This is a genomic window from Enterobacter sp. Y17, from assembly GCF_019730495.1.
In the GTDB taxonomy this organism is placed as follows: Bacteria; Pseudomonadota; Gammaproteobacteria; order Enterobacterales; family Enterobacteriaceae; genus Enterobacter; species Enterobacter asburiae_B.
The window spans coordinates 175302-200490 of sequence record NZ_JAASKP010000002.1; the positions used below are offsets into that span (position 1 = coordinate 175302).

Annotated in this window: 32 protein-coding genes; 26 read left to right on the plus strand and 6 right to left on the minus strand. The window is 56.5% G+C overall.

Going from position 1 to position 25189, the window contains the following annotated elements; all coding sequences use genetic code 11:
- Positions 1-11 precede the first annotated feature (11 nt).
- Positions 12-1391, minus strand: coding sequence for a putrescine aminotransferase (ygjG, locus tag HCH49_RS15115; protein WP_023309267.1), 1380 nt, complete (start codon positions 1389-1391; stop codon positions 12-14).
- A 434-nt stretch (positions 1392-1825) separates the two neighbouring features.
- Between ygjG and HCH49_RS15120 the strand changes: the two genes are divergently transcribed.
- Both HCH49_RS15120 and HCH49_RS15125 read left to right on the plus strand, forming a co-directional pair.
- Positions 1826-3346, plus strand: a complete 1521-nt coding sequence (locus tag HCH49_RS15120) for a PAS domain-containing methyl-accepting chemotaxis protein (protein WP_221702935.1) — start codon at positions 1826-1828, stop codon at positions 3344-3346.
- 337 nt (positions 3347-3683) lie between these two features.
- Positions 3684-5243, plus strand: coding sequence for a methyl-accepting chemotaxis protein (locus HCH49_RS15125; protein ID WP_058841615.1), 1560 nt, complete (start codon positions 3684-3686; stop codon positions 5241-5243).
- Here the strand turns inward: HCH49_RS15125 and HCH49_RS15130 are convergent.
- Entirely contained in the window at positions 5240-5734 is a 495-nt protein-coding gene (locus HCH49_RS15130) for a PadR family transcriptional regulator (protein WP_167818700.1), read from the minus strand. The genes HCH49_RS15125 and HCH49_RS15130 overlap by 4 nt on opposite strands.
- Positions 5735-5882: 148 nt before the next feature.
- Here HCH49_RS15130 and HCH49_RS15135 point away from each other — a divergent pair, with 148 nt between their 5' ends.
- Positions 5883-6647, plus strand: a complete 765-nt coding sequence (locus HCH49_RS15135; RefSeq protein WP_221702936.1) for a siderophore-interacting protein — start codon at positions 5883-5885, stop codon at positions 6645-6647.
- On the opposite strand, the gene HCH49_RS15140 is transcribed toward HCH49_RS15135, so the two are convergent.
- Both HCH49_RS15140 and HCH49_RS15145 read right to left on the minus strand, forming a co-directional pair.
- Positions 6648-7817, minus strand: coding sequence for a DNA repair protein (locus HCH49_RS15140; protein WP_033146698.1), 1170 nt, complete (start codon positions 7815-7817; stop codon positions 6648-6650).
- A gap of 282 nt (positions 7818-8099) precedes the next feature.
- A complete protein-coding gene (locus tag HCH49_RS15145; protein WP_047060318.1) occupies positions 8100-8675 on the minus strand; it encodes a phage repressor protein CI in 576 nt (191 codons plus the stop codon).
- 227 nt (positions 8676-8902) lie between these two features.
- On the opposite strand from HCH49_RS15145, the gene HCH49_RS15150 reads away from it, so the two are divergent.
- The 17 genes from HCH49_RS15150 to HCH49_RS15225 all read left to right on the plus strand — a co-directional run bounded on the left by HCH49_RS15150 (position 8903) and on the right by HCH49_RS15225 (position 18917).
- Positions 8903-9241 carry a DUF5347 domain-containing protein gene (locus HCH49_RS15150; RefSeq protein WP_033146696.1) on the plus strand — a complete coding sequence of 113 codons (339 nt, stop codon included), beginning with the start codon at positions 8903-8905 and terminating at the stop codon, positions 9239-9241.
- Positions 9242-9309: 68 nt separating this feature from the next.
- Complete coding sequence (locus tag HCH49_RS15155; RefSeq protein ID WP_029741400.1) at positions 9310-9537, plus strand: DUF2732 family protein; 228 nt, start codon at positions 9310-9312, stop codon at positions 9535-9537.
- Positions 9537-9758, plus strand: a complete 222-nt coding sequence (locus tag HCH49_RS15160) for a TraR/DksA family transcriptional regulator (RefSeq protein WP_045404086.1) — start codon at positions 9537-9539, stop codon at positions 9756-9758. The genes HCH49_RS15155 and HCH49_RS15160 overlap by 1 nt, the downstream gene beginning before the upstream one ends.
- A gap of 1 nt (position 9759) precedes the next feature.
- On the plus strand, positions 9760-11949 hold the full coding sequence (locus HCH49_RS15165; protein ID WP_221702937.1) for a replication endonuclease: 2190 nt from the start codon (positions 9760-9762) through the stop codon (positions 11947-11949).
- Positions 11950-12058: 109 nt separating this feature from the next.
- Positions 12059-12499: a DinI-like family protein gene (locus tag HCH49_RS15170; protein ID WP_196355060.1), complete on the plus strand. Its 441-nt coding sequence runs from the start codon at positions 12059-12061 to the stop codon at positions 12497-12499.
- A 179-nt stretch (positions 12500-12678) separates the two neighbouring features.
- Entirely contained in the window at positions 12679-12882 is a 204-nt protein-coding gene (locus HCH49_RS15175; RefSeq protein ID WP_023309248.1) for a tail protein X, read from the plus strand.
- Entirely contained in the window at positions 12873-13094 is a 222-nt protein-coding gene (locus HCH49_RS15180; protein WP_029741404.1) for an HP1 family phage holin, read from the plus strand. Before HCH49_RS15175 ends, HCH49_RS15180 begins: the two co-directional genes overlap by 10 nt.
- Entirely contained in the window at positions 13078-13587 is a 510-nt protein-coding gene (locus tag HCH49_RS15185; protein ID WP_048981243.1) for a lysozyme, read from the plus strand. Before HCH49_RS15180 ends, HCH49_RS15185 begins: the two co-directional genes overlap by 17 nt.
- An 8-nt stretch (positions 13588-13595) precedes the next feature.
- Complete coding sequence (gene lysB, locus HCH49_RS22240; protein ID WP_071891638.1) at positions 13596-14009, plus strand: Rz-like lysis system protein LysB; 414 nt, start codon at positions 13596-13598, stop codon at positions 14007-14009.
- Complete coding sequence (gene lysC / locus HCH49_RS15190) at positions 13897-14142, plus strand: Rz1-like lysis system protein LysC (RefSeq protein ID WP_231926973.1); 246 nt, start codon at positions 13897-13899, stop codon at positions 14140-14142. The genes lysB and lysC overlap by 113 nt, the downstream gene beginning before the upstream one ends.
- The gene (locus tag HCH49_RS15195) at positions 14105-14572 is read left to right on the plus strand and encodes a phage tail protein (protein ID WP_033146690.1); all 468 of its coding nucleotides are present in this window, start codon (positions 14105-14107) and stop codon (positions 14570-14572) included. The genes lysC and HCH49_RS15195 overlap by 38 nt, the downstream gene beginning before the upstream one ends.
- Before the next feature lie 112 nt (positions 14573-14684).
- Positions 14685-15326, plus strand: coding sequence for a phage baseplate assembly protein V (locus tag HCH49_RS15200; protein ID WP_033146689.1), 642 nt, complete (start codon positions 14685-14687; stop codon positions 15324-15326).
- Positions 15323-15673: a GPW/gp25 family protein gene (locus HCH49_RS15205; protein ID WP_064673337.1), complete on the plus strand. Its 351-nt coding sequence runs from the start codon at positions 15323-15325 to the stop codon at positions 15671-15673. Before HCH49_RS15200 ends, HCH49_RS15205 begins: the two co-directional genes overlap by 4 nt.
- 5 nt (positions 15674-15678) lie before the next feature.
- Entirely contained in the window at positions 15679-16587 is a 909-nt protein-coding gene (locus HCH49_RS15210; protein WP_039260509.1) for a baseplate assembly protein, read from the plus strand.
- The gene (locus HCH49_RS15215) at positions 16580-17188 is read left to right on the plus strand and encodes a phage tail protein I (RefSeq protein WP_221702938.1); all 609 of its coding nucleotides are present in this window, start codon (positions 16580-16582) and stop codon (positions 17186-17188) included. Before HCH49_RS15210 ends, HCH49_RS15215 begins: the two co-directional genes overlap by 8 nt.
- Complete coding sequence (locus HCH49_RS15220; RefSeq protein WP_221702939.1) at positions 17185-18309, plus strand: phage tail protein; 1125 nt, start codon at positions 17185-17187, stop codon at positions 18307-18309. Before HCH49_RS15215 ends, HCH49_RS15220 begins: the two co-directional genes overlap by 4 nt.
- Positions 18309-18917, plus strand: coding sequence for a tail fiber assembly protein (locus HCH49_RS15225; protein WP_182073056.1), 609 nt, complete (start codon positions 18309-18311; stop codon positions 18915-18917). The genes HCH49_RS15220 and HCH49_RS15225 overlap by 1 nt, the downstream gene beginning before the upstream one ends.
- On the opposite strand, the gene HCH49_RS15230 is transcribed toward HCH49_RS15225, so the two are convergent.
- Both HCH49_RS15230 and HCH49_RS15235 read right to left on the minus strand, forming a co-directional pair.
- Positions 18889-19488: a tail fiber assembly protein gene (locus HCH49_RS15230; protein WP_221702995.1), complete on the minus strand. Its 600-nt coding sequence runs from the start codon at positions 19486-19488 to the stop codon at positions 18889-18891. The genes HCH49_RS15225 and HCH49_RS15230 overlap by 29 nt on opposite strands.
- Positions 19488-19958, minus strand: coding sequence for a phage tail protein (locus HCH49_RS15235; protein WP_221702940.1), 471 nt, complete (start codon positions 19956-19958; stop codon positions 19488-19490). The genes HCH49_RS15230 and HCH49_RS15235 overlap by 1 nt, the downstream gene beginning before the upstream one ends.
- A 71-nt stretch (positions 19959-20029) precedes the next feature.
- Here HCH49_RS15235 and HCH49_RS15240 point away from each other — a divergent pair, with 71 nt between their 5' ends.
- Genes HCH49_RS15240 through HCH49_RS15265 form a run of 6 tightly spaced genes read left to right on the plus strand, consistent with a single transcriptional unit; the run spans position 20030 to position 25188 of the window.
- The gene (locus HCH49_RS15240) at positions 20030-20623 is read left to right on the plus strand and encodes a recombinase family protein (RefSeq protein WP_033146684.1); all 594 of its coding nucleotides are present in this window, start codon (positions 20030-20032) and stop codon (positions 20621-20623) included.
- A 58-nt stretch (positions 20624-20681) separates the two neighbouring features.
- On the plus strand, positions 20682-21869 hold the full coding sequence (locus HCH49_RS15245) for a phage tail sheath protein (protein WP_047060339.1): 1188 nt from the start codon (positions 20682-20684) through the stop codon (positions 21867-21869).
- A gap of 11 nt (positions 21870-21880) precedes the next feature.
- On the plus strand, positions 21881-22399 hold the full coding sequence (locus tag HCH49_RS15250; protein ID WP_023309235.1) for a phage major tail tube protein: 519 nt from the start codon (positions 21881-21883) through the stop codon (positions 22397-22399).
- 56 nt (positions 22400-22455) lie between these two features.
- Complete coding sequence (locus HCH49_RS15255) at positions 22456-22764, plus strand: phage tail assembly protein (protein WP_033146681.1); 309 nt, start codon at positions 22456-22458, stop codon at positions 22762-22764.
- A gap of 32 nt (positions 22765-22796) precedes the next feature.
- Positions 22797-22916 (plus strand): GpE family phage tail protein, encoded by a 120-nt coding sequence (locus HCH49_RS15260; protein ID WP_023616176.1) that lies wholly within the window; start codon positions 22797-22799, stop codon positions 22914-22916.
- Positions 22909-25188: a phage tail tape measure protein gene (locus tag HCH49_RS15265; RefSeq protein ID WP_221702941.1), complete on the plus strand. Its 2280-nt coding sequence runs from the start codon at positions 22909-22911 to the stop codon at positions 25186-25188. Before HCH49_RS15260 ends, HCH49_RS15265 begins: the two co-directional genes overlap by 8 nt.
- Position 25189 lies beyond the last annotated feature (1 nt).

Consider the following 25189-nt stretch of genomic DNA (forward strand, 5'->3'; position numbering starts at 1 on the left):
CCCGGCGTTGATTACGCCTCTTCCACACTTATTCGCAGCGCTGCCAGCGCTTTACGCGCCGCTTTCAGCACCTGCTCGCACTGCTCAATCGTCAGCGTCAGCGGCGGTTCGATGCGGATGGTTTTCGAGTTGTTGAGCGTTCCGGCGACCAGCACCCGCTGGCGGAACATCTCGCTCGCGAAGCTATAGCCGGTTTCGTTATCGACAAACTCAATCGCCATCAGCATCCCTTTCCCACGCGCGTCCTGCACCAGGTCCGGATATTCCCGGCCTAGCTGACGGAAGCCGTCCAGCAGCATGTCGCCTTTCTGCTCCGCCTGCGCGGGCAGGTTTTGCTCCAGCAGCACGTTGATGGTTGCCAGCGCGGCCGCACAGGCCAGCGGGTTACCGCCAAAGGTAGTGGTATGCAGGAACGGGTTGTCGAACAGCACCGAGAACACCTCTTCAGTCGCAACCGTCGCACCAATCGGCATCACGCCGCCGCCGAGCGCTTTCGCCAGGCACAGGATGTCCGGCTGCACGTTTTCGTGCTCGCAGGCAAACATCTTGCCGGTGCGCCCCATCCCGGTCTGGACTTCGTCGAGGATCAGCAGCGCGCCAAACTCATCGCACAGCTGACGCACGGCGGGCAGATAGCCCTGCGGAGGGAGGATAACGCCGCCTTCGCCCTGAATCGGCTCCAGGATCACCGCCGCCACGTCATCACCGGTTTTACGGCATTCACTCAGCACGGTGCGCATGGCGTTAATGTCGCCGAACGGCACGTGGCGGAAGCCCGGCAGCAGCGGCATAAACGGTTTGCGGAAGGTGGATTTGGCGGTAGCAGACAGTGCGCCCAGGGATTTACCGTGGAACGCGCCGCTGGTGGCGATAAAGGTGAATTTCCCGCGCGGCGACTGGTACGCTTTGGCGAGTTTAATCGCCGCTTCGACCGATTCCGTGCCGCTGTTGCTAAAGAAGCTGTACTTCAGTTTGCCGGGCGTTAAGGCCGCCAGCGTTTTCGCGAGCATGGCGCGAAGCGGGTCGAGCAGTTCCTGGCTATGGAGAGGTTGTTTCGCAAGTTGATTCTGTACGGCGGAAACCACAACTGGATTACGGTGCCCCACGTTGAAGATACCAAAACCACCCAGGCAATCGATAAACTCCTGTCCCTGGGTGTCGACAAGCGTGTTAAGACTCCCCGCTTGCCACTCTACGGCTCCGTAATCCCCGCCGGCGGTAACAGATTTGCGATACTCCAGAAAACCTGGATTGACGTGCTCTTTAAAGTAATCGATGACCTCTCGGTTAAGTTGTTTCATCTCCTCATGATCGAGCGTTCGCTTCTCAATGAGATTCAGTGCGTGCGCGGTACAGGCAAGAGCCGAGGCGCTGGAAGGTAACCTGTTCAAAATGTGCTCCCGGGGATCGCGTATCACATGATACTGGTTTAAGTATTGCAGGGATTACGCCACTTCAGATGACTTAACGAAAATCGGGATAAACGCCAGGTTAAAATAATGTTGCACAATATTTAATCATGCCGGAGCAACCGAAACGGGATTTAGCGGTACAGGACAAAAAGGGTAAATGAGGCGGAAAAGCGCATCTGCACTAAAGAAGTGCATTGGCTGCAACTTAAGTGGGCATTAACTGGTCATGCTTTATAGGTAATTTCTTTACGAAAGTATTTTAAATCAATGAATTAGAAAATCGTACAAAAAGTATGGTTTAAGTGAAATCTGCGATCTTCATCAAGTTTAACAACTAAAGATAAATTGTTTACCGCCGAAAAAACATTGACCCACAAAATTAACATTCAAATAACCTGCAAGGGATGCCCACGATGTCCTCTCCAACCTATGTCACCCAGAATGAATATCCTCTGGACGATGACACCACCTTAATGTCTACCACAGACGTCCACAGCTACATCACACACGCCAACGACACCTTTGTGCAGGTGAGCGGCTACCAGCTCGATGAGCTGACGGGCCAGCCGCACAATCTGGTCCGCCACCCCGACATGCCAAAAGCCGCGTTTGCCGATATGTGGTACACGCTGCAGCAGGGCGAGCCGTGGAGCGGGATTGTCAAAAACCGGCGCAAAAACGGTGACCACTACTGGGTGCGAGCGAATGCGGTGCCGATGGTGCGCCGCGGGCAGGTGACGGGCTATATGTCCATTCGCACCAAAGCCACAGCCGAAGAGATTGCGGCCGTGGAGCCGCTCTACCGGGCGCTGAACGACGGGAGCTGTAAGAAACGTGTGCACAAGGGGCTGGTGGTTGGAAAAGGCTGGCTGGGTAAACTGCCGGCAATGCCGCTGCGCTGGCGCGTGCGCAGCGTGATGGCGGCGCTTTTAGCCGTTCTCGCCGCCACGCTGATCGCGACTTCCGCCGGGTGGATGCCGCTCGTTGCTGCCGCGGTGGTGATGCTGCTGGGGACGCTGCTGTTTGAGCAACAGATTGTCCGCCCGGTAGAGAATGTGGCGCAACAGGCGCTGAAGGTCGCAACCGGTGAGCGCAACAGCGTGCAGCATCTGAACCGCAGCGACGAACTGGGGCTGACGCTGCGCGCGGTCGGGCAGCTGGGCCTGATGTGCCGCTGGTTAATCAATGACGTCTCGAGCCAGGTGGTGAGCGTCCGTGACGGCAGCGACAGGCTGGCACAGGGAAATGAAGATCTGAACGATCGCACGCGTCAGACCGTGGCGAACGTGCAGCAGACCGTCGCAACAATGAACCAGATGGCCGTTTCCGTTCAGAGTAACTCTGAAACCGCCGCCGAGGTGGATAAACTCTCCGTGGCCGCGAGCAGCGCGGCGACGAAAGGGGGCAACGCGATGCAGACCGTCGTTAAAACCATGGATGACATTGCCGACAGCACGCAGCGGATTGGCTCGATTACCTCCCTGATTAACGACATCGCTTTCCAGACCAATATTCTGGCGCTGAACGCGGCGGTTGAAGCGGCAAGGGCAGGAGAGCAGGGAAAAGGTTTTGCCGTGGTCGCGGGCGAAGTTCGCCATCTCGCCAGCCGCAGCGCCAGTGCCGCCAATGATATTCGTAAACTCATTGATGCCAGCGCCAGCAAGGTGCAGTCCGGCTCTGAGCAGGTTCACGCCGCAGGCCGCACGATGGATGATATCGTGGTGCAGGTGAAAAACGTGACGCAGCTTATCGCCCAGATCAGCCACGCGACCTCCGAGCAGGCAACCGGGCTGTCAGAGTTGACCCGCGCGGTTGCTGAACTCGACAGCATTACGCAGAAAAACGCCGACCTGGTCGAGGAGAGCGCCCACATTTCTGCAATGGTGAAGCACCGCGCCGGACGCCTCAAGGATGCGGTGACTGTGCTCCACTGAGTCAGTAATGTTCCAAAAAAGCCGTTTATTCCGTAAGGAATAAGCGGCGTTTTATTTTTCTGATTGTGACTGTTAATGTGGTTTATTGTTAATTTAATATTAAATAACTAAAGAAATTGCCTCAGTTATTTATTCCTGCCTAAGTCAGTTCTTCAGAATGCTATTTCGAAAATACCCCGTTTGACGGTCTGGTAACGATCGATGAGGCCATATTAATAGCCTACACCTATGCATTGCGGTGGTTATGAAATAAAAAAACGATCAAACTCATAAAGTTAGCGAAATCGTTACCGATAACAGCGATCGTCTGAGAAATAATCACATCGATGGAGAAAATATGTTCTTACATGACGTAAAGATCGGCACGAAATTATTTCTGGCGTTCGGGTTCTTTATTGTCCTGATGGCCATCAGTGCGAGCCTGTCTCTGCTGAGTCTGGACCGGGCTAATAACGGGATGCAATCGATTATTACCAGTGATTATCCGACCACGGTAAAAGCGAACCAGTTAATCGATAACTTCCAGGAATTTATTAGCACTCAACAGCTGATGCTGCTGGACGAGCAGGGCACCTATACGGGGCAATCTCAGCAGCGCCTGAAAGAGATCAGCGAGCACATCACGGTGATCCTGGGCGAGCTGAACAACGCGTTGCAGGATCAAAAGTCTCAGCAGGTTCTGGCGGAGATCCGCAGCGTGCGCCAGCAGTATCTGGACTCGCGCTACCGCATTCTGCAGGCGGTGCAGAACAACAATCGTGCGGGCGCTATTCAGGAGATGATGACCACCACCCTCGCCGTGCAGCAGGCTTATAAAGCGAAGGTGAAGGAGCTGATTACCATTCAAAACAGCGAGATGCAGAGTGCCGGCGCGCAGGTGGAAGGGGATTTCAGGTCTAACCGCCTGCTGCTGATCCTGCTCACGCTCTTTAGCGTCGCGGCAGGCAGCCTGATTGGCTGGTTTATCGTGCGCGCTATCACTCGTCCGCTCGGCGAGGCGGTGCATTTTGCAAAAGCCATTTCTGAGGGCGATCTGACGGGCAGCATCACGCCACACGGTAAAGACGAAACGGGCCTGCTGCTGCATGCGCTAATGGAGATGAAAACGCGACTGCTGGACATCGTGCAGCAGGTGCAAACCGGCTCGGAGAATATCTCCAGCGCAGCCGCGCAGATTGTCGCCGGGAACCAGGATCTGGCCGCGCGCACGGAAGAGCAGGCAAGTTCTGTAGAACAGACCGCCGCCTCAATGGAGCAGATCACCGCGACGGTGAAAAATACCGCCTCGCATACCGGGGAAGCGACCAACCTCTCGGCGGATGCCGCCACGGTGGTTAAAAACAACGGCGAGATGATGAAGCAGGTGACCAGCAAAATGCGCCTGATTAACGAGACGTCGAACCGGATGTCCGACATTATCGACCTGATCGACGCTATTGCTTTCCAGACCAATATTCTGGCGTTGAACGCGGCGGTGGAAGCGGCGCGCGCCGGCGAGCACGGTCGCGGCTTTGCGGTGGTGGCGGGTGAAGTTCGCCAGCTTGCCCAGAAGAGCGCGTCATCTGCCAGCGAAATCCGCGAGCTGATTGAGAGCTCTACCAGCCAGACCCAGGACGGGATGAACCTGGTTGAAAAAGCGAGTGCGCTGATCAACGGGATGGTCGGCAACGTGGAAGAGATGGACGTGATCCTGCGCGAAATCCGCCAGGCCAGCCACGAGCAGACGGAAGGTATCTCGCAGATTAACAGCGCGATTGGCCTGATTGATGCCACCACCCAGCAGAACTCCGCGCTGGTGGAGGAGTCTGTGGCGGCGGCAGCATCGCTTAACGAACAGGCGATGCACCTGAAGGAGCTGGTACGCGTCTTCCGCGTGAGCGAGCACGCTCCGGCTTAGTCCAGCTGGGAGATCTCGAGCGCCGCGCGGTCAATAACGCCGATAATCTGCTTGAGCTGCGCGTCGCTGAGCTCTCCCTGATTCACCTTCAGGTCTAACACCGCTTTGAAGTTATCCAGCGCCCGCTTCATCTGCGGGTTTTTGCGCAGCTGAAAACCGACGGAACGCGCTTTGATACGCACCTGGATCTGTTCCAGCTGTTCCCGGTTTTCGTCCAGCCAGCGTTGTCCTTCAGCGGTAATCGCAATCTTCTTACGACCGTTATCTTCTTCCGTAATGGTGATAAAGGTCTGATCCTGAAGATAATCCAGGGTCGGGTAGATCACCCCTGGGCTCGGGGTGTAATTCCCCTGGGTCAGATTCTCGATCTCTTTGATCAGCTCGTAGCCGTGGCTCGCGCTGCGGGTCAGGATATCCAGAATCACCAGCCGCAGATCGCCGTGGCCGAAAAAGCGCGGTCGGCGCCCGCCGCTGTCGTGTTCGTGTCGCATAGTAGTTCTCTTAATTTGATATATCTAAACTATATCTAAGATATATTCAGATGCAATCTAAAAGATCTTGCATTTTTACTTATTAGTAATCATTATCATTTGGATAATTGATTTAGATATATCGTATTCACCATAGAAGGGGCTAAAAATGGCATCTACCCGTTACCCACAGCGTGTTCGTAATGACCTGCGCTTTCGCGAGCTGACGGTGCTCCGCGTTGAGCGCGCCAGCGCGGGTTTCCAGCGCATTGTTTTAGGCGGCGAGCAGCTGGAGGGCTTTAGTTCCCGCGGTTTCGACGACCATACAAAAGTCTTTTTCCCGGCCCCGGGGGCAGTGTTTGTACCGCCGGTGGTCACCGATGAAGGCATCGACTGGGGCGACGGCGTACGTCCTCAGACGCGCGACTACACGCCGCTGTACGACGAGGCAAACCATGAGCTGGTACTCGATTTCTTCATTCACGACGGCGGCATTGCCAGCCGCTGGGCGGTCGAGGCGAAAGCGGGAGACAGGCTGACCATCGGCGGTCCGCGTGGTTCGCTGGTGGTGCCGGAGGATTACGCCTGGCAGCTGTACGTGTGCGACGAGTCCGGCATGCCCGCGCTGCGCCGACGCCTGGAGAGCATTGCTAAACTGCCGGTTCACCCGGAAATTCATGCGGTTGTGACGGTCGGGGACGATTCTTATAAGGCGTATCTGGCGCACCTGAGTGAATTCAACATCACCTGGGTGGTGGGCCACAGCGAGCAGGCGGTAACGGACCATCTGGCGGCGCTGACCGTTCCAGGGGAAGATTACTTCATCTGGCTGACCGGGGAAGGGAAGGTGGTGAAGACGCTGAGCCGTCAGTTTGAAACCGACGCGATTGACCAGCAGCTGGTGCGTGCCAGCGCATACTGGCACGCCAAATAATCAGGCGGCGGAATCCAGTTGCGCTTCGCTCACCTGATGTTCGAGCGAGGCGCGGACCTCGTGCAGGGCTTTCTCCTGCTGAGCGAAGTAAGCTTCCATATTGTTCAGCGACGAGACCAGAAGCCAGGACTCCTCTTTCTCCAGCTCCGCCAGCTCGTTCACTAAAATGTCGATTTGCTCGCGAACCTGCGCCATTTTTTTGCGGATACGTTCCAGATCGTTCAGCCTGTCGCTTGCCATCAATGGCTCAAAGCCCTGCTGCAGGCGGGCCACCAGTGAGCGAATGGTTTTAACGTCGCCACGCTGCTTCGCCTGGTTGAGCTGGACCATCATCGCGTTAGCTTCCTCTTTCAGGTCGTCCGCCACCAGATCCGGGTGGCAGAGCTTGCTCGCCTGCCGCCAGAGGCGCTTGAGTTCGTTCCGATCCTCTTCCGAAAGATCCTTGCCCTTGCGCAGCCGCACTTCGGCATCGTGATGCTGCTCGCGATACTTCTCGTACTCTTCGTTAGCGTCGTCGCGCGCCTGACGCGCAGGCTCTTCTTCGCGCGTTAAGCCGCTCTCCAGCTCCAGCGCTTCGGCCAGCAGGTTGGCAATCAGATTGCTTTGCTGTTCCAGATGCTTACGCGCCTCAGCGGCCTGCACGGAGTCGGCCGGGAGATCGCGCCAGCGCTGGGTGAGCGTCGCCAGCACCTCTACCGCCTGCGCCATATAGCGCTGGCAGCGACGGTAATCTTCCTCGCGACGACGCGCTTCCGCCTGCTGACGGCGCAGATTGAGCTCGGCCAGCGTTTTACGCAGGGCGAGGATCTGCTGCATCAGCGGTCCGAGTCGAGAGAAATAGAGATCGTTGAACTCATCAAGCTGCTGCACCCGGGCGTTGCGGCGGTCAATCAGATCGCGCAGACGCTCTTCCAGCGCCTTCAGCTCCAGCTTGCTGGCGGCCACCTGCGGATCTCGCCACTGGGTCACGGCGCGCTGGCCCTGCAGCCAGGCGGTAATTGCCGCCATCGCAGCGGTGTAGTTCTTCTCCTCAAGCGCCACGACGATTGCCTGTAGCTCATCGTCAAACGCTTCATTTTTCAGGCGTGTCAGCTGGCTCTGGATGATGTCGTCATCTTCCAGTTCAATGGCATTTTTAATGATTTCTAGCCGTTTGATCGGTGTGCTCATGATGCCTTTCGCTTTGGCGCTTAAGTATTTGAGTTAAGGTTAGTTGTTGTAAAAGCTACAGGAAATAATACACACGGATGATGATCGGCGCGATGGGGGATTTCTTTAATGAGTTGATGTGTGGTGCTCTCATTATGGGGTAAACCCGATAGAGCGACATGCCACACCTTCACCAGCCCTGTTAATGTGCGTCGATCCTCTTTTTCCCCTGCCTCGGGTTTTTCCGTGTCCTACCCGAAAGCGAGCGCCCCACCTTTGGTGGCGAATGCATCCGACCCACCCTCAATTAACCTCGCTGTAAATCCCCACTACGCGACCCACCGTTTTTATCTCGTCGATACCGCATTCAAACGGAACCTTGCCGCCCGCCACGTGGAGTTTTTTACCCGGCAGCAGCGTGAGGTCGCGGATGCTGGCAGTGCCTTCAATCTCAACCAGCCACAGGCCGTCGGTTAACGATGCCTCTTTTTCAATAAAGTGCAGCTTTCCCTCCGCCCGAACGGCGATGCCGCGAGCCAGCGGTTTGCTAAAGAAACCAGAGTCAATACTCAAAGTGGTATTTTCTTCCAGCTTTCCATCACTCAGTGTGAATGTGGAAACCGAAACCGGATCGCCCGGCGCGGGGTGACCTTCAAACTGCGCACCTTGTCCGGTCATCAGCCAGCGAAGGCTAGCGCCGGTGTCCAGCGCGCACTGAACCGCAAAGTCGTAAGAGACGGTACCGCGCGCGTAGCGGTTCTGAAGCGAGCTGGCGGCGATATTGAAGTGCCGGGCCAGCTGGATTTTCTGCGTGAAACCATATACCTGACAGATTCTATCGAGTAACTCTTCATTATTCACTTGAGAATCTAAAATCAAAATATATTCCTTTGGGTATTTACTAATACTCACTTGGGTATTAGTATCATTACAAATTCGGGCAATCAGCGGCAGGCGTTGGCAAACAGAGGCTAATGATTGCAGACATTATCAAAATGGGAATCATGCAGCATGGCATCTGAAATCGCAATCATCAAACGGCGGAAAAAACCGTGCTGTGCCCGTTTTCAGCGCACTAGCGTGCGTGAGTTTACGCGAGGGGAGATATGGCGATAGAAGCTGCCCGTGCAAGGGTTCCACTTAGCGTGGGAGCGCGCCTTAGCGGGCTTAACCACATCGCTGAACTGCGCGCCCGATACGGGAGCGATAGCGGAAAAGAGCTGGCGCGGTTTATGGCTGAACTGCGCGATAAGCGCGATCCCTGTTTTGAGGAGAACAGCAGGGCGCTGGCCGCCCTCTTTTTCCTGGCGAGATTGCCCGTCGCCCGTCATGAGTGCGAGCTCAGTGAGCTAACCACAGAGGAGAAAAGGGCGCTGATTAACGCCATGAATCATTTTCGTGCTGTCGTGAGTTTATTTCCTGAACGGCTGACCATGCCGATATAACCCAACCCAAAAACTAATGGCGTAAACCCGCCGGGCATCCTTTTGCCTGAATTTAAGGAGAACGCGTGATGCGAAACAGTGAAAACCGCCCTTATCCGACCGGAAGTGAAGAACTGAAGCGCCTGCTGGCAGAGGCAAAAACAGAGGAACGATGCGCGCGAGCCCTCGCGGTCTCCCTGCGTCTGGAGGCCCTGGCGAGCCATATCTACAAAACCGGCATGAGCGGAGAAGACGTTGCCGAACTGCTGTGCCACGAGGCGGCCCGCTACGAGCGTGAATCCCAGGAGCTGCACTGATGGCCGATTTTATCGATCTTGCGCAGGCGCGCGAGCAGGAGGACAGAGAGCGGTACATTAATCGCGCCCGCAGACGACCCGCATCGCCTTCGCGTTTCCTCTGCGAGGACTGCGAGGCCCCGATACCGGAGGCGCGCCGAATAGCGGTGCCTGGGGTAGCCCTGTGCGTGACCTGCCAGGAGATCGCGGAGATGAAAAATAAACACGTCCGGGGAGGATAAGTTGGCTACGTCATTTGCTTATCCGTGGAATGCCCCACGGTCGGCCATTGCCAGCCCTTATCTCACCCACGCCCAACAGCAGCGCCGCGATCGCCTTTTCGCGGCGCTGCAGCAGGCAAGAATTTCCCTCTCACAGCAGCCTGACTGCGTACGCTTCGAGGTCTGGCGCACGGTTGACGCCCTCGAACAGCATAGGGGCAGCCCGCAGGCTAACGCCTTTTTGATCCGCTTCTGCAAAAGGATGTTACCCCGTCTGAGGCGGGTCTCTGAACGCTATGCCTGCACAGGCCTGCACGACGAGGTCTCGAGGGCCGTGTTTGACGGCCATTTCGACACTCAGCTTCTGCAATACCTCGCCTCGCGGATGGTCGAACTGGTGGCCCGCTATAACCGCCTTCCGGATATGTCCCGCGCGGACATCGACCTGCTGGCCGCAGATATCGCCAGCTTTATTCGCGGCGAGCTGGCGAATATTAACGATGCTGAGATGGGTGAATACCAGACGCTGTACGTCTGGTATCAGCGCGCCGGACTGATCGCCCGACAGTTCAACGTGTCGCCTCCGCACTGGGAGCGGGTGTCGAAGACGTTTTTCAACAAAGATGACGTTGCCGCGGCGGTGATCCGCATGTTTTCCGAGGCGTGGTGGCGCGGGCGTCTGCGTCGGGTCGCGGCTGCCTGGCGCGAGCATCTGCAGATTGCCCTCGGCAACGTCAGCAAGCGAAAAGCGGCGTATGCGAGCAAACGCTGCGTGACCGAGTGGCGCGAGCAGAAGCGCCGCACGCGCGAATTTCTCAAGGGCATGGAGCTGGAAGATGAAGAGGGCAACCGCATCAGCCTGATTGAAAAATACGACAGCTCGGCGGCCAACCCGGCGATACGTCGCTGTGAACTGATGACCCGCATCCGCGGGTTTGAAAATATCTGTGAGGCGCTGGGCTACGTGGGCGAGTTCTATACCTTAACCGCGCCCGCGCAGTATCACGCGACGCTGAAATCAGGCTTCCCCAACGCGAAGTGGAACGGGGCCAGCCCGGCGGATACGCAACTCTACTTTACCCGACTGTGGGCGCGTATCCGGGCAAAATTGCACCGGGACGGGCGCCGTATCTTTGGTATCCGCGTTGCGGAACCCCATCACGACGGTACACCCCACTGGCACATGCTGATGTTTATGCTGCCGGAAGACGTCGAATGCGTTCGCCGGATTATCGGGGATTACGCCCGGCAGGAGGATGGCGCTGAGCTGCAGAGCGAAGACGCCAGACAGGCGCGCTTTCACGCGGACGCGATCGATCCGCAGAAAGGCAGCGCTACCGGCTATATCGCCAAATACATCTCAAAGAATATCGACGGCTATGCGCTCGATGGCGAGACCGATAACGAAAGCGGTGGTCTGCTGAAGGAGACGGCGTCCGCCGTGTCGGCCTGGGCAGGGCGCTGGCACATTCGCCAGTTTCAGTTCATCGGCGGCGCGCCGGTTACGGTCTACCGCGAGCTGCGACGTCTGGTGGATAGCGATGCCGCGCGCGGTCTGAGCGTTGAGTTTGCCGCCGTCCAGGAGGCTGCCGACGCCGGGGACTGGGCGGGTTACGTTACTGCGCAGGGCGGGCCGTTTGTGCGTCGCGATGATTTACAGGTGCGCACGCTGTATGAGCCGCGCGCCGGGTTTAACCAGTACGGCGAGGAAACGGTCCGCATCCGCGGCGTGTACGATTCTGCCGTTGGCGCGGGCAGCCCAGTTTTAACCCGGCTCACGCAGTGGAAAATTGTGCCGAAGCGGGCCGCGGATCTTAAGGACGCGCCCGTATCCTCTCGGAGTTCTGTCAATAACTGTACGCAGACCGATCTTTCTCAACCCCTCAGCCGACGTGCGAGGCGGGCGTTAACCGAACGCATCAAATTCATCCGCCCTGGCGCGACAGCGTCCGTCGTCTTCGCGAGCGACCCGCAGAACGGCGTGCCGGAGAAGGTGATCGATGAGATACGGCTCGCCACCGGGATAGCCATCAGCCGGGCAGAAGCCCTGCATCTGATGGCGGGAGGCATCAGCCGCTTTAACAATAAATGGTGCAGGGGCGCAGCTGACGGATCGCTATTTCCGGCACCGTGTTCTTACCAGCAAAAGGCGCGGAAAATCCTTGAACGTATTGGGCTTTTAATGGATCTCTTCGCTCAGAGGGCACGCTAATCTCCATCCATATCATGTACATACCGTGAAGGGTTCTGATTTTTCGCTTCACTCTTTTTGTGAATACGTGCTACTGTATGTTTATACAGTATCTCGTGGTGGAGGTTGTGTGGACAGAGAGTTGAACGAGCAGGTCATGATTGAACGAGTCGAGCTGATTGCGCGACTGACGACGGAAGGAACGTGTCAGGAAAGAGATCGTGAGATTGCCCTGAATTTGATTGCTGAGATTGCGCGGGGAAATTTAATCAAGAACAACGCATTTACCGTTGTGTTCTCAGCATCGCCTGTTCCGGAACGAATCAAAAAAGAGGGCAACGTTCGGGTGAACATTACTCTCGATAAAGATCAGCAGATCGATCATGCCGTCGTTGAGGCCTTTCAGTGCGAACTGACCCGCAGAATACGCTACCTGTTTCCGTCATCGCGGGTGAACGTGAAAATAGGATCGGTGACGGGTGTCGAGCTCCAGGGGCTTGAAAAAGAAGCCGATCGCGAGGCGCTGGACGCTATCCTCCGGGAAGTCTGGGAAGACGAGAGCTGGCGCTAGCCCCGGCGTCATCACCCGTACCAACACCCTCATTCCTGTTTTGCGCTTCCGTTGAACCACGCTTCGCCGCTCGCGGACGATCTGTTGTGCCCGCGATTGTCCATCCGTCAGCGATAGCGAAAAGCCTGCTGGCCCGGGAAACTCTACGGTACCTGGAAACCGGATGTTGGGAGCGTCTGATGAAAATCTATGCAATGCAGGGGGACACGCTTGATGCCGTTTGCGCCCGCTTTTATGGGCGCACGGCTGGCGTCGTTGAAGCCGTTCTGAAGGCCAATCCTGGCCTCGCGGAGTTAGGCGTTATCTTGCCTCACGGCACGCCGGTAGAGATGCCGGAGGTGAATAGCGCCCCCACAAAAGAATCCGTAAACCTATGGGACTGAGCCTGGAGAAAATCACCACGTTTATCGCCTACTGGCTGGCCGTGGCGCTGGCCTGGTTCGGGGCGATGTCTCCTGAAAAAGTCGCGCTGTACGTGGGGAGTCTGTGCGCCATTTTTACCGCGCTAACGAATTACTGGTTTAAGCGAAAAACCTGGCGCTATCTCCAGTCTCTTGGCCTCGATAAGAAGAGCATTCGTGAACTCAATCATTAAGCGTTGCAGCGTCGCCGGCGTGCTGGCCCTGGCGGTGCTGATGCCTGACTTTCGATTACTGAAAACGTCCCCGGAAGGATTGGCGTTGATTGCCGATCTCGAAGGATGTCGCCTCTCGCCCTACCGGTGTAGCGCCGGCGTATGGACGTCCGGCATTGGCCACACGGCAAACGTTGTGCCGACGCGGGACATTACCGAGCGTGAGGCTGCGGTAAACCTGGTTGCTGATGTGCTCAATGTTGAGCGGCGTCTGGCGGCGTGTGCACCGGTAGAGATGCCGCCCCGGGTCTATGACGCGCTGGTGAGTTTTACCTTTAATGTCGGCGCAGGCGCTGCCTGCCGTTCGACGCTGGTGTCCTTTATCAAACGTAAACAGTGGCCGCAGGCATGCGGGCAGCTTACCCGCTGGGTGTACGTCAACGGCGTCAAAAATGCCGGGCTGGAAAACCGTCGCGTCCGCGAGAAGGCCTGGTGCATGAAGGGGCTGCCGTGAGAACGCTCATGCTGGCGCTGGCCGGGCTGCTGGCCATCGCGCTGTGGCTTCGTCATGACAACCTGAACCTGTCCCGTTCCTTAGCCGCGGCCAACCGGGTCGCCAGCGAGCAAAAAACGGCCCTCGCCACGCTTAATCAGCAGCTGTCCCTGTCGCAGCGAATGGCCAGAGCAAATGAAAACGCCCAGGTCAGGCTCCGTGAGGAGCTTGTCACCGCGGGCGAGGAGAGGGCAAGACGGGAAGCGACTATCGGGAGATTACTCAATGAAAATGAAGCGTTACGCCGCTGGTATACCGCTCAGCTGCCTGATGCTGTCCGCAGGCTGCACACCCGCACCGCCTGCGCCTCTGCAGCCCATTGTTTACAACGCCTGCCCGAAGGTGAGCCGCTGCCCGATGCCGGGGAGCGAACCCGCCACTAACGGCGATCTCAGCGCGGATATTCGCAGGCTGGAATACGCCCTTATCGCCTGCGCGCTGCAGGTTGAAACCATTAAAGACTGTCAGGATAAACTCGATGCACAAACTCAAGAGCCTGCGTCAGGCATTAATTGACGCGATCCCCCAACTCAATGCCAACCCGGAGCGCCTGCAGATGTCGGTCGGAGGCGGCAATATTGACGCCCGCCAGGCCTCCTCGCTCTCCTTTGAAAAGCGGTATGCGCTGAACGCGAAGGTTAGCGGCTTCACCGGCGACAGCGAGGGATTTTTCGTCCCGGTGCTGGCCTGGCTTCGGGTAAACCAGCCGGATATTTTTACCCTCGATGAAGGCCGCAAAAACGGTTACACCTTCGCGATCGTCTTAAACGATGACGATACGATGGATATCACCATCAGCGTGCAATTAACCGAGCGTATTCTTGTTTCCCAGGAGCAGGGCGCTCTGCACGCGACGTATTCCCCCGAGCCGCCGCTGCCGGAGCCCGTCACGCGTCCGAAGGCGCTGTACGTTAACGGCGAGCTGGTCAGCCAGTGGGAGGAGTAATTTCCCCGCGCTGAAGGCCGCCATCCGACTGCCGTCTGGACCGCTTGTTGTATCATCCCGCAGAAAACCCCGTCTCGTTGCTGCCGTTCCTCCTGAACGGCATTCTCTTCTCATGAATACATTAACTTCCATGAACGGCATCGCTCGCGCGATCCGCAATCTTATTCGTATCGGTGTTGTGACCGATGTTGACCTCAGCAGAGGGCTTTGTCGTGTCCAGACCGGCGGGATGAAAACCACCTGGCTGAACTGGCTCACCTGTCGTGCGGGACGTTCACGCGTCTGGTGGGCCCCTTCCGAGGGAGAGCAGGTGCTGCTGCTGGCCATCGGCGGCGAGCTTGATACCGCCTTTGTGCTGCCCGGCATTTTCTCTGACGACCATCCGGCGCCGTCCGGGTCGCCTGATGCGTTCCACGTCTCGTTTCCTGACGGGGCGGTCATCGAGTACGAACCCGGTCACGGGGCGCTGACGGTTACAGGCATTAAAACGGCCGATATTACCGCCTCTGAATCGCTGACCGCCACCGTGCCGGAGGTGAGGGTGACGTCAACGTCCCGCATCACGCTGGATACGCCTGAAGTGGTGTGCACTAACAAGTTAATTACTGCCTCTCTTGAAGTGCAGAAGGGCGGTGTGATGGCCGGAAATATTGAGCATTCCGGCGGTAAATTCACCTCCAACGGGGTGCAGGTGGATAACCACGCGCACGGCAGTGTGCAAAGCGGCGGAAGCTGGACTAAGGGGACACAATGACGGTGCGTTACAGGGGGATGAACAGGCAGACCGGGCTTAGCCTTTCAGAGGCGGAACACATCCGGCAAAGCGTGCGCGACATTCTGATTACGCCGATTGGCTCGCGGGTCATGCGGCGGGATTACGGCTCGCTGCTGGCGGCGATGATCGACAGGCCGCAGAGCCCGGCGCTGCGTCTGCAAATCATGGCCGCCTGTTATTCCGCCATCCAGAAATGGGAGCCGCGAATAAGCCTGACGGCCATCACTTTCGAGCGTTCGGAGAACGACGGGACGTTGTATGTCGATATCACCGGCACGCGCCCGACCTCCGGGCAATCCTTTTCTATCACCATTTCACTGAGTTAAACGCTATGGCTATTGTTGATCTGAGCCAGCTCGCCGCGCCTGATGTCGTGGAGGAGGTGGATTATGAAACGCTGTTGGCAGAACGAAAGGCCACCTTTGTCTCCCTCTATCCGGAAGAGGAGCGAGAGGCGATTGCACGGACGCTGACGCTGGAATCCGAGCCGATTGTGAAGCTGCTGCAGGAGAATGCCTACCGGGAAGTTATCTGGCGCCAGCGGGTTAATGAGGCTGCGCTGGCCGTGACGCTGGCCTATTCTTCCGGTCACGATCTGGACGTTATTGCGGGAAACAATAATACCGAACGCCTGACCATCACCCCGGGCGATGACACTACCATTCCGCCAACGGCTGCCGTCATGGAGTCTGATGCTGACCTGCGACTGCGTGCGCAGCAGGCCTTTGAAGGGTTGAGCGTCGCGGGGCCGGTTGGAGCCTATGAATATCATGGTCGAAGTGCCGACGGGCGGGTCGCTGACGTTTCGGTTGAAAGCCCTCAGCCCGCATACGTGACGATTTCGGTGTTATCCCGTGAGGGGGATGGTACCGCTCGTCCTGAACTACTGGCGGTTGTTGAAAAAGCGCTTAACGCTGAAACCGTCCGCCCGGTCGGCGATCGTGTAACTGTCCAGTCAGCAGAAATTGTGCCTTACAAGATAAACGCAACGCTCTACGTTTATCCCGGACCAGAAGCTGAACCCATCAGGCAAGCTGCAGAGCAGAAGCTGCGGAATTATATCAGCGCGCAGCATCGCCTTGGACGCGATATCCGTCTCTCGGCCATCTATGCAGCACTTCACGTTGAAGGCGTGCAGCGCGTGGAACTGGAATCTCCCCACTCTGACATTGTACTGAGTAAGTCGCAGGCCTCGAACTGTACCTCGTATCAGATAGCGATCGGGGGTTCGGATGAGTGAAAGGCTGTTACCCGTTGGATCCTCGCCGCTGGAAGTCGCCGCTGCCGCTGCGCTCTCGAATATTGAACGAGTGCCGGTACCGCTACGCACCTTATGGAACCCCAGCGCGTGCCCGGTGAATTTACTTCCCTACCTGGCATGGGCGCTGTCGGTAGACCGTTGGGATGAGGCGTGGCCGGAGAGCACGAAGCGCAGCGTCATTATGTCCTCGTTTTTCGTCCATCAGCACAAAGGAACCATCAGCGCATTGCGTCGTGTGGTGGAACCGCTTGGCTTTTTGATTGAGGTGCGCGAGTGGTGGCAGCTCGGTGAGGAGCCTGGCACATTCCGTCTGGTTGTCGGTGTGCTTGATAACGGCATCACTGACGAAATATATCAGGAGCTTGAACGGCTCATTGAGGATGCCAAACCGGCAAGTAGACACATGACCGGGCTGGCTATCAGCCTGAGCTCAACGGGAGAGTTTTATGTTGGCGCAGGATGCTATCACGGCGATGCGCTGGCTGTTTACCCCTATACCACTGAGGAACTTATTGTCTGTGGTGATTATTACCCGGCCTCGGCCATCCATTTGATTGATAACCTGAGAGTGAACGCATGACCGCAAAATATTTTGCCATACTGACGAATCAGGGCGCGGCGCGGCTAGCTAACGCGACGGCACTTGGTACGCAACTCAACCTGACGCAAATGGCGGTAGGCGACGCCAACGGAACGTTGCCAACCCCCGACCCGGCGCAGACGAAGCTCGTCAACCAAAAACGCATAGCGCCGCTGAACCTGCTCGCTGTTGACCCAAACAATACCAGCCAGATCATCGCTGAACAGATTATTCCCGAGAATGAGGGCGGTTTCTGGATCCGAGAGATCGGTCTCTACGACGACGACGGCATTCTGATCGCCGTGGCTAACTGCCCGGAGACATATAAGCCTCAGCTGCAGGAAGGCAGTGGCCGCACGCAGACCATCCGCATGATTCTTATTGTGTCGAGCACATCATCAATTTCCCTGAAAATTGATCCGTCGGTTGTGCTGGCAACGCGTCAGTACGTTGACGATAAAGTTATTGAGGTAAAGGGCTACGCTGATGATCAGATGAAAAAGCATATTGCTGCTGATAATCCGCATAAACAGTACCCTTTAATCGCCAATGCGTTAAAAGAAATTGCCGATGCAGGGTTGAGCGCCGAGGTTCTCAAAAACCTTGGTTTGGGAGAAGGCTCTGCTTTGCCGGTGGGTGTACCCGTTCCGTGGCCGTCAGCAACTCCACCGACGGGGTGGCTTAAATGCAACGGAGCGGCGTTCACAGCCTCCCAGTACCCTAAATTGGCTCTGGCTTATCCTGCACTCAGATTACCTGATTTACGCGGTGAGTTTATCCGTGGCTGGGATGATGGACGTGGAGTTGATTCAGGGCGCGGCCTGCTATCGCTTCAGATGGGTAGTTTGATGGCTGTATCTATTTCCGGCAGTACAGAAGATGATGTGATGAACACCATGCATGTATACGCACCTCCTGACTACAAACCATTAATGGATGGTGTGGGCATGGATTCAATGGCTAATTATCAAAAGCCTTTTGCTGTTAACCGGCTGTCGTCAAATGGCACTATCCCGTACTCAACCGCACAATTAAGCACAACAGTTAGTGGTCAATCCGCAGTGGGTGGTGTGGCAAGACCACGGAACGTCGCATTTAACTACATCGTGAGGGCCGCATAATGGCAAAAGCTGAACTAAATAGTGAATTTATCGCCACTGTGGCTGGGGATATTATCGTCTATAACTTTAACGGTGAGTCCCGTGAATTACAGTCCTCATCCGTTGAGTATCTCGCCGTGGGGGTCGGTATTCCAGCCTTATCCTGTACTGATGCGCCAGGAGAGCAAAAGGAGGGTTTTGCCATTTGTCGTACAGCAGACTTTACGGCGTGGGAATATGTTACCGACCATCGAGGTGAAACAATCTACGGCACCAAAACTGGTGAAGCACTTGTTGTATCTTTACCAGGGGATTACCCAGAAGAGACCACGACGCTGGCTCCTGCTACGCCATACGATACGTGGAACGGCAGCGAGTGGGTTACAAATACCGACAAGCTACATACCGCAGACGTGGAAGCTGCAGAAAAGCAAAAATCAGCTTTATTAGTTAAAGCGCAGGCAACGATCAGCCTATGGCAGACGGAGCTGCAGTTAGGCATTATCAGTGATAAAGATAAGGCCAGCCTGATGCTCTGGCTGACCTACATAAAGGAATTGCAGGCGGTCGTTCCTGACGCTGCACCGAATATCAAATGGCCTACACCTCCGGCTGAGCAGGCCAGCTAACATCAGGAGCCGTCGAAACATCGACGGCTTTAATCGCAGCTTTATAAGCCATCCAAGACGACAGTTTCTTTTTGTTTTCTTCACTGATATCACCGAGCATCAGCTCCACTCGCCAGTCGGAGGTTAGTTCATCTACCTGAGCGAGGAGTGTTTGTCGGTATTGTTCTGCATCAGCAATATCACCTTCATATTTTGCGGCAGAATCCGTGACCCATTTTTCTCCGTCCCATTTATCGTACGGTGATGCAGGTGCATTGGGCGTTGCACCTTCGGGATATTCCCCCAGTGCCGTCACTTCAACTTGTTGCATCGTCTCTGTGCTGTATACCGTTTCACCACGGTGGTCAGTGATATATTCCCATGATGAAAGGTCTTCTGTACGGCAAATGGCAAAGCCGGTTTTACCCTCTCCCGGAGCGTCAATGCACGAATTTGCAGGAATACTGACCCCCACGGCGATGTACTCAACGGATGAGGACAGATATTCGCGTGTCTCACCATCGTAGTTAAACACGGTGATTTCCCCTGCCATCGTGGCGATCATGTCCTGATTTAATTCAGCTTTAGCCATCATGCAGCCCTCACGATGTAGTTAAATGCGATGTTTCGCGCACGAGTTTCAGTTGCAGTGCGGACTGCGCGTGATGCATCAAAAGACCAGTTACAGGCACCATATCCAACAGCAGGGCCGGGAGCAGGAGACAAACCAACGGAACCTAGCTGGTCGATTTGATTAAACGGACCAGTGTACATCGTATCTTGAAATAGCTGGGTTCTTCCCAACGTCCCGACAATATTTTGAATAGCATCCCCCTGAGCCGACAGTAAGCTACGCCCTGAATCAACTCCACGTCCATCATCCCAGCCACGGATAAACTCACCGCGTAAATCAGGTAATCTGAGTGCAGGATAAGCCAGAGCCAATTTAGGGTACTGGGAGGCTGTGAACGCCGCTCCGTTGCATTTAAGCCACCCCGTCGGTGGAGTTGCTGACGGCCACGGAACGGGTACACCGACAGGCAAAGCAGAGCCTTCTCCCAAACCAAGGTTTTTGAAAATGCGTGTTTATCCATTAAATGGCATGATTTCCGGTTTTGACGGAGAGAAATACCATGCTTATTGGATACGTACGTGTGTCAACAAATGAACAAAACACCGCCTTACAGCGTGACGCGCTGCAGCGTTCAGGATGTGAGCTCATTTTTGAAGATAAAATCAGCGGTAAATCGACAAACAGACCTGGGCTCAATCGAGCCCTCAGACAACTTAATGCGGGCGATACTCTCGTTGTATGGAAACTTGATCGGCTCGGGCGCAGTATGCGCCACCTCGTTTCAATGACCGAGGAACTACGCCAGCGAAGCATTAACTTCCGCAGTTTGACTGATAGCATTGATACCTCAACGCCAATGGGGCGTTTCTTCTTCCATATCATGGGGGCGCTTGCTGAAATGGAGCGTGAACTCATTGTCGAGAGGACGTGCGCCGGGCTGGCCGCAGCGCGAGAACAGGGACGAATTGGTGGCAGACGCCCTAAATTGACGCAGGAGGAATGGGCTCAGGCTGGCAGGCTGATTGCTTCCGGGGAATCCCGACAGCGCGTTGCGTTAATTTTTGATGTGGGTATTTCCACGCTTTATAAAAAATTCCCCGCCACGATAGTCGGACAATCGTTGTGCCAGCGGCCGCTGGACAGGGATGGTTAGCTCATAGCAAGCCCAGCCGCGACAATATCACTCACCAACTAACCAAGGAGTTAAACGGATGAGTGATTTTCACCACGGCGTGGAAGTTATCGAAATCAACGATGGCACCCGCACCATTTCCACTGTCTCGACGGCAATCATCGGCATGGTCTGTACGGCCAGCGATGCTGACGACAAGACATTTCCTTTAAACGAGCCCGTGCTCATTACCAACGTGCAAAACGCGATTGCGAAAGCCGGCAAGGCGGGGACGCTGTCCGCTTCTCTGCAGGCGATCGCCGACCAGTGCAAACCGGTTGTCGTGGTTGTTCGCGTGGCCGAAGGCACCGCTGAAACCCCGGAAGAGGCGCGCAAGCAGACCGTTTCCAACATCATCGGTACTACCGATGAAAACGGTAAATATACCGGTCTGAAGGCGCTTCTCACGGCGAAAACGGTAACCGGCGTCAAGCCACGTATTCTCGGCGTGCCGGGGCTGGATTCTCAGGAAGTGGCGACCGCACTGGCCGCCATGTGCCAGAGCCTGCGCGCGTTCGGCTATGTCAGCGCATGGGGATGTAAAACCATTTCTGAAGCGATTAATTATCGCAAAAACTTCAGCCAGCGCGAGCTGATGGTTATCCATCCTGATTTTCTGGCATGGGATACCACCACGAACGCAACGACAACGGCCTGGGCGACCGCCCGCGCGCTTGGCCTGCGCGCCAAAATCGACCAGACCATGGGCTGGCATAAAACCCTGTCAAACGTTGGCGTCAACGGCGTTACTGGCGTAAGCGCTTCTGTCTCCTGGGATCTGCAGGAACAGGCTACCGACGCGAACCTGCTCAACCAGGCTGGCGTCACCACGCTGATTCGCAACGACGGCTTTAAATTCTGGGGTAACCGTACCTGCTCAGACGATCCGTTATTCGTCTTTGAAAACTACACCCGTACCGCACAGGTGCTGGCCGATACCATGGCGGAAGCGCACGCGTGGGCGATGGATAAACCCATCACGCCAACGCTTATTCGCGACATCGTTTCCGGTATTAACGCCAAGTTCCGCGAGCTGAAAACCAACGGCTATATCGTCGACGGCTCCTGCTGGTATGACCCTGAGTCGAACGATGCAACCACCCTGAAAGCGGGGAAACTGTATATCGATTACGACTACACCCCTGTCCCGCCGCTGGAAAATCTGACCCTGCGCCAGCGCATCACCGATACCTATCTGGCAGACCTGTCAGATTCGGTTAACAGCTAAGGAGCTGAAGCATGGCGTTACCACGCAAACTTAAGTACCTAAATATGTTCAACGATGGCCTGAGCTATATGGGCGTTGTCGAGTCCGTGACCCTACCGAAGCTTACCCGCAAGCTGGAGAAGTATCGCGGCGGCGGTATGCCGGGCTCGGTCTCTGTCGACCTCGGCCTGGACGATGATGCCCTGGCGCTGGAGTGGACCGTCGGCGGTCTGCCGGACGCCGCGCTGTGGGCGCAGTACGCCTCTCCGGGCGCGGACAGCGTGCCGCTGCGCTTTACCGGCTCTTATCAGCGCGATGATACCGGCGAAATCTCCGCCGTCGAAATCGTCATGCGCGGCCGTCATAAAGAGTTTGATGGCGGTGAAAACAAGCAGGGCGAGAGCGGCACCACCAAGATGTCCACCGAGTGCGCTTACTATCAGCTGACCATTGATGGCAAAGAGATCATCGAAATCGACATCATCAATATGGTGCTCAAAGTCGATGGCGTCGATCGCCTGGCAGAACACCGTAAGGCCATCGGCCTGTAACCCTTTAACCGGCCGGGATGACCGGCCGGTGAGTTAACTTTCAGAAGAGTAACGAAATGGAACATATCAACGAGACCGCCATGAACGAAAGTGAAAACCCACATATCGTCACGCTTGATAGCCCCGTTCAGCGCGGCGAGCAAAAAATCGAAAAGGTGACCGTCGCAAAACCCAATGCGGGGACCCTGCGCGGCGTATCGCTGGCGTCGCTGGCGCAATCTGACGTTGATGCGCTGATTAAGGTGCTGCCGCGAATGACCTCCCCAGCGCTGACCGAGCATGAGGTTGCACGCCTGGATGCCTGCGATCTGCTCTCTTTTGCAGGTAAGGTGATCGGTTTTTTGTCACCGGCTTCGGCTCGCTAAAATTTCCCGAAAATGTGTCGGTCGACGATCTGATGGCGGATATCGCGGTGATTTTTCACTGGCCGCCGTCAGAACTGTACTCCCTTAGCGTGACCGAACTCCTCTTATGGCGCGAAAAAGCGCTGCAGCGAAGCGGAAACCACCATGAGTAATAATGTCAGTCTTCAGGAGCTGCTTAAGGCAGTCGACCGGGCAACCCGACCGCTTAACGCTCTCCAGAACGCCAGCCTCACTCTCGCGAGCGATATCCGCGATGCGCAGACGGCGCTGGGGGCGCTCGATGAGCAGGCGGGGCGCATTAACGGCTTCAGAAAAGCAAATGCCCGGCTCGCCACGACGGAGCAGTCGCTTGCTCAGGCGAAACAGCAGGCCGCGGCGCTGGCGGTACAGTTTAAAAACACGCAAAACCCCACCCAGGCGCAGGCTGATGCGCTGACTGCGGCCCGAAAATCGGCAGTCGACCTGAAGCATGAGTACAACAGCTTACGCTACTCGGTGCAGCGTCAGCGCACTGAACTCGCTCAGGCGGGAGTGAACACGCGCACGCTCTCGTCGGATGAACGTCGTTTAAAAAGTCACATCAGTGAAAAAACGCAGCAGCTTAACCGACAGCGGGATGCGCTGGCCCGCGTCAATCAGCAGCAGGAGCGGCTGAGTGCCGTTCAGAATCGCTACGAGTCAGGCAAACGCGTTACCGCGCGGGTGCGTCAGCTTGCGAATGCGGGCGCGGGCATGGCAAAAGCGGGATTTGACCAGACGTCCCGGTTTATGGCGCCAGGCATCAGCTTTGAAAAGCAGATGTCGGCCATTCAGGCAAACCTTGGCCTGGCGAAGGGGGATCCCCGGCTTGAGGCGATTCGCCAGCAGGCGCGGGAGGTCAGTGCCGGGACTGGAGTACCTGCAGATACGGTCCTCCGGGCACAAACCGAACTGGCTCGTTCAGGGTATGACGCCGATGGGCTGCTTGCGGCCACCGCGCCAACGGTCAACCTCAGCCTCGCGGGGAGTGTCGACGCGGCTAAAGCGGCCGATATGATCGCCAGCACGCAGGCCGCGTATAGCCTGGCCGATACGGATGCGGGACGCATCGCAGATGTGCTTATGCGCGGTTCTACCTCTTCGAATTCCAGCCTCGCTGAGATGGTGGCGGCCGTCACCTCTGCTGCGCCCGCTGCGGGTGCATCCGGTATGGGGCTTGAAGAGACCACCACGCTGCTTGGCGTTCTGGCGGAAAAAGGAATGAAAGGTGCCGCCGCCGGGGATGCGCTCAGCGCGATGTTGCGCCACGTTCAGACTCCGGATGCCATAAAAGCTGCGGGGGCGGTGGCTTCCGCTGCGGGTGATGGATCGCTTGATGAAAAACGCCAGCAGTTGCAGGGGGCAAAGGGCAGTACCGCGCTCGCGGCTTCCGTGCAGACCGATAATCTTGACGGCGATATCAACCGATTCCAGGCCGCGTGGAACGGGTTGAAGATTGATGTATTTGATCAAGCGGATGGCGCTCTGCGCAACCTGATAACAACCGCAACCGGCTGGCTTGGCACGGCCTCCCTTTGGGTGAATGCCAACCCTGAGCTGACGCAGACCCTCGCCAGCATTGTTGTCGGCGCGCAGGCGTTTGCTGGCGTACTGGGTGGCGTAGGCACGGTTATCGGCCCGGTTCTGACGGGCGTCAATATGGTTATTACCGCGGCCGGGATGTTGGGAACGGTATTCAGCGTGGTGGGAGGCGCCATCATGACGGTGCTGGGCGCGCTTAGCTGGCCGGTGATTGCCCTTGGCGCGGCGATTGCTGCCGGTGCTTTACTGATTTTTAAATACTGGGAGCCCATCAGCGCCTTCTTTGGCGGGGTGATGGAAGGGCTTTCGACGGCTTTCGCACCGCTGGGGGCGCTGTTCTCACCGGTGATGGCAGTATTTGACGCTATCTCGGAGAAGCTGGGTGGTATCTGGCAATGGTTCACCGACTTGATTACGCCGATCAAGGCAACGCAGGAAACGCTGGATGGCTGTAAAAACGCTGGCGTGATTTTTGGTCAGGCGCTGGGCGATGCGTTAATGGCACCGCTTGATCTCTTTAATAGCCTGAGCGGCAAGGCCAGCTGGCTGCTGGAGAAGCTCGGTCTTATCAAAAACGAGTCGGGCGATCTCGACGCCGCTGCGGCAAAAGCAGAAGCGGCATCCTCACCGGCGGGCAGCGCTTATATTCCGGGCGCGGGGATTTCTGGCGGCAGCCTGGGGTATCAGCCGACCATCGCTACTGGAGGACGCTCTTACGTCGATCAGAGTAAAAGCGAATATAACATCACGCTGCAGGGGAGCACGGCCTCCGGAACGGATCTGACGCGTCAAATCCGGGAGACGATAGATAGCATTGAACAGGATAAAGCGAGACGGCAGCAATCCAGCTTTATGTATGGTTGAG

What these genes read in the sequence shown, in the direction of transcription:
- HCH49_RS15120 (WP_221702935.1), top strand. Translation starts at nt 1,826, where the DNA reads ATGTCCTCTCCAACCTATGTCACCCAGAATGAATATCCTCTGGACGAT.
- HCH49_RS15255 (WP_033146681.1), top strand. Translation starts at nt 22,456, where the DNA reads ATGGAACATATCAACGAGACCGCCATGAACGAAAGTGAAAACCCACAT.
- HCH49_RS15205 (WP_064673337.1), top strand. Translation starts at nt 15,323, where the DNA reads ATGACGGTGCGTTACAGGGGGATGAACAGGCAGACCGGGCTTAGCCTT.
- HCH49_RS15240 (WP_033146684.1), top strand. Translation starts at nt 20,030, where the DNA reads ATGCTTATTGGATACGTACGTGTGTCAACAAATGAACAAAACACCGCC.
- HCH49_RS15250 (WP_023309235.1), top strand. Translation starts at nt 21,881, where the DNA reads ATGGCGTTACCACGCAAACTTAAGTACCTAAATATGTTCAACGATGGC.
- HCH49_RS15180 (WP_029741404.1), top strand. Translation starts at nt 12,873, where the DNA reads ATGGGACTGAGCCTGGAGAAAATCACCACGTTTATCGCCTACTGGCTG.
- HCH49_RS15135 (WP_221702936.1), top strand. Translation starts at nt 5,883, where the DNA reads ATGGCATCTACCCGTTACCCACAGCGTGTTCGTAATGACCTGCGCTTT.
- HCH49_RS15140 (WP_033146698.1), bottom strand. Translation starts at nt 7,817, where the DNA reads ATGAGCACACCGATCAAACGGCTAGAAATCATTAAAAATGCCATTGAA.
- HCH49_RS15150 (WP_033146696.1), top strand. Translation starts at nt 8,903, where the DNA reads ATGGCGATAGAAGCTGCCCGTGCAAGGGTTCCACTTAGCGTGGGAGCG.
- HCH49_RS15195 (WP_033146690.1), top strand. Translation starts at nt 14,105, where the DNA reads ATGCACAAACTCAAGAGCCTGCGTCAGGCATTAATTGACGCGATCCCC.
- HCH49_RS15210 (WP_039260509.1), top strand. Translation starts at nt 15,679, where the DNA reads ATGGCTATTGTTGATCTGAGCCAGCTCGCCGCGCCTGATGTCGTGGAG.
- HCH49_RS15245 (WP_047060339.1), top strand. Translation starts at nt 20,682, where the DNA reads ATGAGTGATTTTCACCACGGCGTGGAAGTTATCGAAATCAACGATGGC.
- lysB (WP_071891638.1), top strand. Translation starts at nt 13,596, where the DNA reads ATGCTGGCGCTGGCCGGGCTGCTGGCCATCGCGCTGTGGCTTCGTCAT.
- HCH49_RS15230 (WP_221702995.1), bottom strand. Translation starts at nt 19,488, where the DNA reads ATGGCTAAAGCTGAATTAAATCAGGACATGATCGCCACGATGGCAGGG.
- HCH49_RS15225 (WP_182073056.1), top strand. Translation starts at nt 18,309, where the DNA reads ATGGCAAAAGCTGAACTAAATAGTGAATTTATCGCCACTGTGGCTGGG.
- HCH49_RS15155 (WP_029741400.1), top strand. Translation starts at nt 9,310, where the DNA reads ATGCGAAACAGTGAAAACCGCCCTTATCCGACCGGAAGTGAAGAACTG.
- HCH49_RS15220 (WP_221702939.1), top strand. Translation starts at nt 17,185, where the DNA reads ATGACCGCAAAATATTTTGCCATACTGACGAATCAGGGCGCGGCGCGG.
- HCH49_RS15200 (WP_033146689.1), top strand. Translation starts at nt 14,685, where the DNA reads ATGAATACATTAACTTCCATGAACGGCATCGCTCGCGCGATCCGCAAT.
- HCH49_RS15175 (WP_023309248.1), top strand. Translation starts at nt 12,679, where the DNA reads ATGAAAATCTATGCAATGCAGGGGGACACGCTTGATGCCGTTTGCGCC.
- HCH49_RS15265 (WP_221702941.1), top strand. Translation starts at nt 22,909, where the DNA reads ATGAGTAATAATGTCAGTCTTCAGGAGCTGCTTAAGGCAGTCGACCGG.
- lysC (WP_231926973.1), top strand. Translation starts at nt 13,897, where the DNA reads ATGCTGTCCGCAGGCTGCACACCCGCACCGCCTGCGCCTCTGCAGCCC.
- HCH49_RS15215 (WP_221702938.1), top strand. Translation starts at nt 16,580, where the DNA reads ATGAGTGAAAGGCTGTTACCCGTTGGATCCTCGCCGCTGGAAGTCGCC.
- HCH49_RS15160 (WP_045404086.1), top strand. Translation starts at nt 9,537, where the DNA reads ATGGCCGATTTTATCGATCTTGCGCAGGCGCGCGAGCAGGAGGACAGA.
- HCH49_RS15130 (WP_167818700.1), bottom strand. Translation starts at nt 5,734, where the DNA reads ATGCGACACGAACACGACAGCGGCGGGCGCCGACCGCGCTTTTTCGGC.
- HCH49_RS15125 (WP_058841615.1), top strand. Translation starts at nt 3,684, where the DNA reads ATGTTCTTACATGACGTAAAGATCGGCACGAAATTATTTCTGGCGTTC.
- HCH49_RS15260 (WP_023616176.1), top strand. Translation starts at nt 22,797, where the DNA reads ATGGCGGATATCGCGGTGATTTTTCACTGGCCGCCGTCAGAACTGTAC.